Source organism: Pantoea sp. DY-15 (genome assembly GCF_019795935.1).
GTDB lineage: Bacteria > Pseudomonadota > Gammaproteobacteria > Enterobacterales > Enterobacteriaceae > Pantoea > Pantoea leporis.
The window spans coordinates 1-2,207 of record NZ_JAIMIF010000012.1 but is presented as its reverse complement, the minus strand read 5'-3'; the positions used below and the strand labels follow the sequence as shown (position 1 = coordinate 2,207).

Genomic DNA, 2,207 nt, shown 5'->3' with positions numbered 1-2,207 from the left:
GAGCATCAGGAGTGATTTTTTACAGACTTTCATAAAGATTGAAGTTAAAAATAATTTATTAAAACTGCCGCTGTTTCGCCGCACGCCTCCTGCCCTAAAGCAAATTCATCCGCCCGTCATTGAGCCGTCACGGCGCTGTCATCTGACATGCGCAATGTAATCGCCATCCCGCAGTGAACTTCGCTGTACTCCTCAACCAGATGAGGTATTGAGCGCGATGGGGATATCCAGACATCCGAGTACAACGAACCAACGCACATGATTATGACGTGGTGAAAACCTATGTTGAACCTGGTCCTGTTGTGGGCATGCGGCCGATCGGGCGTGTGATATTCAAGAAGGTGCAGACCGGGTAAAAATCGATACGCATCATCTGTTCGATGCCAATACGGTGCGGCTCGGCCTGAAGCGCGGTGAGTTGCAGCTTAATGACGTCTGGCAACGCTCCGAACGCTGTAATGCCAACCTTTCGCTGGAGGAGAACAAACGTCAGGCGCTTTCCGAAGAGATAGAAAACGAACCGGCTATCGACTTCCAGATTTAATGTTTATTCCGGTCGCTATTCATGGCGACCTTTTCCCGCATAGCATAAAATTTCTTTTCCCATCGCAAAACAGACACCGACACAAATTTCATTCGACGCCGCACCGTTTGGCGGAACTAAATTATCCGGGTTAGGTCGTGAAGGGTCGCGTTAAGGTATCGAAGAATATCGAGAACAGAAGGGGTTTGATATTGGCAGTCTTTAAAATAAACAATGTACGATAAATCGCGCCGCTTCGGATCTATTCTTGGCAATAAAAAGCCATCGCAATATCTGCGATGGCTTTTATTTAACCGTTTTTATCGATGGACTAATTCCTGTTAAACCAGCTCAGTTCTCACTCCTTGCTGCACCAGCAGTTCTGCATCGTCGTGGCTGTAGACGTTATATTTCACGCCAGCAATGGTCACAGTACCTTCCTGATGTTGCCATTCGCTGATATCGCTGCCTTCCGGCAGAATATCTTTGAGCTCAACCACATCACCTTCGTTACCTTTCACCATCAACTGGGTTTTACCGTCCTCGATAAACAGACCTTTTTCACCGTGTTGTAGCAGGGCGTTAAGATCCAGCTTCAGGGTATTATCGCCGGTGCCGGTGATATCGAAGATTTCGATGGATTCGATTTTGCTCTCCTGAGTGGTGAGGTCGAGCAACTGATCTTTATCGGTGATTTTCAGGATGTCGGCCTGATTTTCGTGACCTACCATGTTGTCAGACAGCTCTTCAACGCCAGAAATTTGATGATTGTTTATGTCATTACCCTGAGACAATAAGGATGAGGTTTCCCAATAAGGTGGTTCAAGCATGAGATTATCAAACCATAGTGGTGGGTTGGCACCAATAAGAGTTGAATCCTTCGTATTATATAACACAAACTCACATATAGCATATAATTCAGGGTATTCAGCATTGCTAAATATATCTTCATTAGTGAAGGTGTTTAATCCGGGTTTAGTAGTTAAAATTTTATTTACTTGATTCCCTACGGTTGTCTCTGAACGAAATCGTACAACTAAAATCATCAAAACATCAGCCTGATTCGGATTGTATATTTGGAAGCTAAAGTTATGGGCTATACTATCTCGATTAAAAAGATCAGATTTATAAATGCCTACTCCGTCACCTTGACTCATTTCTACCGCTTTCCCTCCAAACTCAGGAACTAATGCACCAGGAGTTATAAAGGGAATTTTATGGTTTGTTTTATTTGAGTTGTAAAGTTGGAAGTTTATTTCATTAGTAGTTTCATACCATCGTCCATATGTCATTGAGTCTAAATCGACATTTCCAAAGCTTTCTTCAAAATCAATTGTTGTAGAATAATTTCCACCTTTGACAATATTCAAATACACCTTTTGCGCCCAGGCGGTGTCTCCTAATGCGTTACTGGCTTTTACACGGAACTGCCAGGTCGCGTAATCCAGCGTTGCTGGGGTGTATTCCCAGTTGCCGTTGTTATCAACGCGGGCAGTACCCAGATCGCCCCAGCTGTCGCCCGTTTTGGCTGACTGGATATGCACGATGCTGTTTGGCGTTCCCGTACCGCGCAGGGTCGGAGTGGTATCGTCGGTTTTGGCTTTTTCGCCGTCCGGAATAACTGCGCCCGGTGTACCGACGTTATCGTAAAAATCAACCAGTACCGGGATCTCCGGTGCTACAC

The 2,207-nt window shown here is 45.0% G+C and carries 2 protein-coding genes; one reads left to right on the top strand and one right to left on the bottom strand.

Annotation, left to right across the window (positions count from 1 at the left end; genetic code table 11):
* The first annotated feature begins 391 nt into the window (after nucleotides 1-391).
* On the top strand, nucleotides 392-544 hold the full coding sequence (locus K5Y32_RS24755; protein WP_222186140.1) for a hypothetical protein: 153 nt from the start codon (nucleotides 392-394) through the stop codon (nucleotides 542-544).
* Between the two features lie 320 nt (nucleotides 545-864).
* Here K5Y32_RS24755 and K5Y32_RS24750 read toward each other — a convergent pair.
* Nucleotides 865-2,207: Ig-like domain-containing protein (locus tag K5Y32_RS24750; protein ID WP_255602837.1), on the bottom strand; the 1,343-nt coding region annotated here is incomplete at its 5' end.